Raw genomic sequence first — 3,705 nt, 5'->3', positions numbered from 1 at the left:
TCAACCTTATCGATTTTGGCATTCAAAAGATCTGTAGTTGCTAATTTTGAAAGCTCTTCTTTAATTTCTCTAAGAGCTTCATCTTTTATCTCTTGAGAATTTATTTGATTTTCTTTGTTAAATTCATTAAGAGCTTTAATGAAATTTTCTTCAGTTTGATCTTTAAAATAGACAGAAAATAAAGCTTTTACACCTTCTGAAATATAATAATTTCTCACTATATTGCCTTGCATTGTATTTCTCCTTGATTATATCATATTTTTTTGCATATAGCATTTAATTCTTCAAGTATTTCATCTTTTTCATTTTCAAAATACTCATTAATGCTATTTTTTGCATATTTTGTTACATTTGGAAGCACGATAGTTTCTTTCTCTTTCAAAAGTTTTTCTATTGTATCTTCACCTACCTTCCCTTCAAAAACAATAGGAATTTGTTCACTAATGTATTTGATTTCATTCTCTAAATTTTCTTTTAGATTCTCTTTATTGATTTCACCTTTTTTAATTTTTGTCTTCATGGCTTCAATTAAAAAATCTTTCTGATTTGAAGGATTTAAAGCACTAACAGCATAACTTAAGCTGTCTAAGTCAATATTTGTATCATTTGGAACGAACACAAAATATTCATTATCAAAATCTTCAAAAGGCGTGCTTTTTAAGTCTTCTTTATAACAAAGAATTCTTGGAATATTAAAATATCTATTTTCATCAAGAGTATCACTAAATTTATCTGCAAAATCTTGACTATTTTTGATTTGATTTTCGGCTAAAAAGCATTCAAAATCAGGTGTTAAAGTGATAACTAAATCACCTTCATCAGTAAATCTAAAAGCTTTTGTAAAAATTTCATTGTTTTTCATTGTTTTCTCCTTTTTTATTCTATTTTATGTTGATGATTATTACTTTTATGTTTTTATTTCTAGCTATCTCGATCATATTCTTTGTTCCTTTTGAAACTCCATTCCAAAAAGCCAAAACACAATCGTTGCTATCCAACATAGATAACATTCTTTGATTTCTAATAGGACCTGCAGCTTTTCCAAAATGTTGCCAATCTGCCTTCACTTCAATAAGTTTAATCTTATTCTTTAAGGCATAATTTTTAGCCATATTGTCAGCACCACTAGCTCCACCTTCAATGATAGTATCTATTTGATTTTGATACAAAGAAAATATATTACTCATTTCTTTATTGAAATGTTCTACATCTTTGTAATCCCTTCCTCCGCACACTAATAATTTCATTTTTTCCTTTTCTAAGTTAATTGCATTTGCAATTCTGCAGCAATTTACGCTCTTTATTGCTACGCAATAAGCTTAATACTGCCCATTTTATCTGCCAAAAGCAAGTCATTTAAGTCTTTTCCATCTGCTATATCCCAAGTAAGACTATAGTTTTTAATATTTAAAAGGCTTAATTTCTCGCTTAAACTTTTTTCTCCATTTATCCCTGCTTCATCTTTATCAAAACAAAGCATAACTCTTTTATCTTTAAACACAGTGAGTATTTCTTCTCTAAAACTGAAAGTTCCTGCAAAGCTAATAAACAAGGTTTTTGAATCTTGTTTGTAGTAATTTCTTGCTGATAAGCAATCAATGTGTCCTTCGGTGATTACTATTTTTTCACATTCCTTTAATAATTTATTTTCTAAACCAAAAGGCATTGCAAAAACAATATTACCGCAGGAAATATTTACTTCTTTAGCTCCATTATAGGCACTATCAATAACACGAAGAGAAAAACCCACAACCATATTTGAGTAAAGATCAAAATTTGGAACAAGAGCTACATTAAAAGCATATTTCCAAGCTTGTTTCTCTTTACTGAAAATTTTAAACTCAATTAAATCTTCTATAGGAAAATATTCTTTTAAAAGATTTTCAAGTTTTTTTATGTTGTTAAAATTTAAAAAACCAATTTTTTCAACTAAACTCAAATCCTTAATACCTCTTTTTAGATAATAAAGGTTTTTAGCTTTTTGTTCAGTTGATAAAGAAAAGCGATAGATAGTTGTATAAACTAACTTTAATTTTTGTGCTTTTGTTAATGTTGAATAATTTTGCACAAAAGGAGCTAATTTTTCAACTTCTACATATTTTTTATTAGGATCAAAAAACACATAATCTTTCGCTTTAGGTTTTGGTTTTTCAAATACCTTTTTATAGGTTGCTTGTATTCCATTTAAAAATGGAATATTAAATTGTGAATGCAAATATTCACAAGCTTCTTTAAAATTGCCATTAAACATGGTTTTTACAACATTGACAGGATTTCCACCCACTCCGCATGCAAAGCAATGACAAGTATTAGTACTTTCATAAATGCCTAAAGAAGCATTATGATCGTTGTTTTTGTGTGCAGTTATATTAAAGCAGTGTATAATCCTTTTATTTTTGTCGCTAATTGCACCTAAAGACTCCAAGACATCCATAATAGGAATATTATTGAGTCTTTCAATATCATATTTCATTAATTATTCTCCTTATTTGTTGGCATTAGTCTTGAAAAAACTAATGCGAGGTTTATGAAGTTCTAAAAAACTTCTTCACATCCACAAAAATTATCTGTATTTTTAATACAAAATTTTGTATATTCGTTAAGCTCATTGTCAAGCATGACATATTCTTTTATTCTTTTCAAGAAAGATTCTGCATCATCGCAAAGAAAAGAAGCTTGATATCTGCCATCAATTCCCATTTCGACTTTATTAATGAATAGATCTCTATCTATATCATCAACAATCTCTTCAGGAACTGAGCTTAACAGCATTGAATAATGGAGGCTATAAACTATATCCTCTACGCTTTGTTCATTGTTAGGTTCATTATCACCTTTAATATGATATTCGACAATATAACTTTTAAAATCATCGATTTGCTTGTCTGTGAAGCTTAGCTCATTTTTTTTATTATACATTGCACAACAATCTTGCAAGGCATAAGCTAAAGCATTAATCTCAGTTTCATTTGCTGCATTATCTAAACCATAGTGTTTAATTAAATCCTTAGACATTTCTGTGAATTTTTTCATATACTTTCCTTTGTATTGTTTAAAATGTAGTATTTGTATTTAATTAGGCAGCAAAACGCTCAAGTGTTTGAAGCATTTGTTCTTCATCGTAACCGATAAATGTCTCTTCAGGAATATCATCTACATAAAGCGTATAAATATTTCCTTCCAAATAAGCTTCAAGTTCTTTGATGAAAAACTCAATATCTTTGTAAAGCTTGTCTTTAAGCTTTGCACTGATTCTTTTTACACCAAAAATTTCTCTCACTTGTTCTTTTGTATAATAAGCGTATCCTGCACATCCATAATCCCAACCATAAGAATATTTTCTAGGTTTATTTCCTTCAGAATACAAAGCTATACCACTATGAATATAAGCTCCTACTCTAATCCAAATATAACCTTTGCTATTCAAATAGTTTTCTATTTCTTGAATGTTTTCAAAATCTGTGCAATTTAATCCATCTATCTCTTTTTCACCAATATCATATCTTTTTAAAAGGTTGAAAAAAGAAGGATTTTCATAATTATCAAACGGATTATAAAATTCATCTCGTTCGATTTCTATTTTTTTACCATCCAAAGTAAAAACACTGCTACCTTTGTGCATTAATTTTTCAAACATATTTTCTAAAACATTTATTTTCATAATTTTTCCTTTTTTATATTTTTTAAATTAAAAAAGGATAGAAG

5 protein-coding genes and 1 pseudogene are annotated in these 3,705 nt (G+C 28.0%); all 6 read right to left on the bottom strand.

The annotated features are described in order from the left end of the window. Positions 1-218: pseudogene (locus CCO88_RS01945) on the bottom strand (hypothetical protein); the annotation flags it as partial. A 35-nt stretch (positions 219-253) separates the two neighbouring features. Further along, positions 254-862 carry a hypothetical protein gene (locus tag CCO88_RS01940; protein WP_002839194.1) on the bottom strand — a complete coding sequence of 203 codons (609 nt, stop codon included), beginning with the start codon at positions 860-862 and terminating at the stop codon, positions 254-256. A 19-nt stretch (positions 863-881) separates the two neighbouring features. Next, a complete protein-coding gene (locus tag CCO88_RS01935; RefSeq protein WP_002839192.1) occupies positions 882-1,247 on the bottom strand; it encodes a DUF2493 domain-containing protein in 366 nt (121 codons plus the stop codon). Positions 1,248-1,306: 59 nt separating this feature from the next. Then, entirely contained in the window at positions 1,307-2,473 is a 1,167-nt protein-coding gene (locus tag CCO88_RS01930; RefSeq protein ID WP_002794643.1) for a toprim domain-containing protein, read from the bottom strand. Between the two features lie 62 nt (positions 2,474-2,535). Beyond that, positions 2,536-3,033: a hypothetical protein gene (locus CCO88_RS01925; RefSeq protein WP_002839190.1), complete on the bottom strand. Its 498-nt coding sequence runs from the start codon at positions 3,031-3,033 to the stop codon at positions 2,536-2,538. A gap of 43 nt (positions 3,034-3,076) precedes the next feature. Next, positions 3,077-3,661, bottom strand: coding sequence for a hypothetical protein (locus CCO88_RS01920; protein WP_002839188.1), 585 nt, complete (start codon positions 3,659-3,661; stop codon positions 3,077-3,079). Positions 3,662-3,705: the final 44 nt, after the last annotated feature.

The organism is Campylobacter coli LMG 9860, assembly GCF_000254135.1.
GTDB lineage: Bacteria > Campylobacterota > Campylobacteria > Campylobacterales > Campylobacteraceae > Campylobacter_D > Campylobacter_D coli.
Note: the sequence above shows the minus strand (reverse complement) of the source record. Positions and strands in the feature narration are given on the sequence as shown.

Excerpts from the sequence above, each read along its gene's own strand:
- CCO88_RS01940 (WP_002839194.1), bottom strand. The coding sequence starts at position 862 with ATGAAAAACAATGAAATTTTTACAAAAGCTTTTAGATTTACTGATGAA.
- CCO88_RS01935 (WP_002839192.1), bottom strand. The coding sequence starts at position 1,247 with ATGAAATTATTAGTGTGCGGAGGAAGGGATTACAAAGATGTAGAACAT.
- CCO88_RS01930 (WP_002794643.1), bottom strand. The coding sequence starts at position 2,473 with ATGAAATATGATATTGAAAGACTCAATAATATTCCTATTATGGATGTC.
- CCO88_RS01925 (WP_002839190.1), bottom strand. The coding sequence starts at position 3,033 with ATGAAAAAATTCACAGAAATGTCTAAGGATTTAATTAAACACTATGGT.
- CCO88_RS01920 (WP_002839188.1), bottom strand. The coding sequence starts at position 3,661 with ATGAAAATAAATGTTTTAGAAAATATGTTTGAAAAATTAATGCACAAA.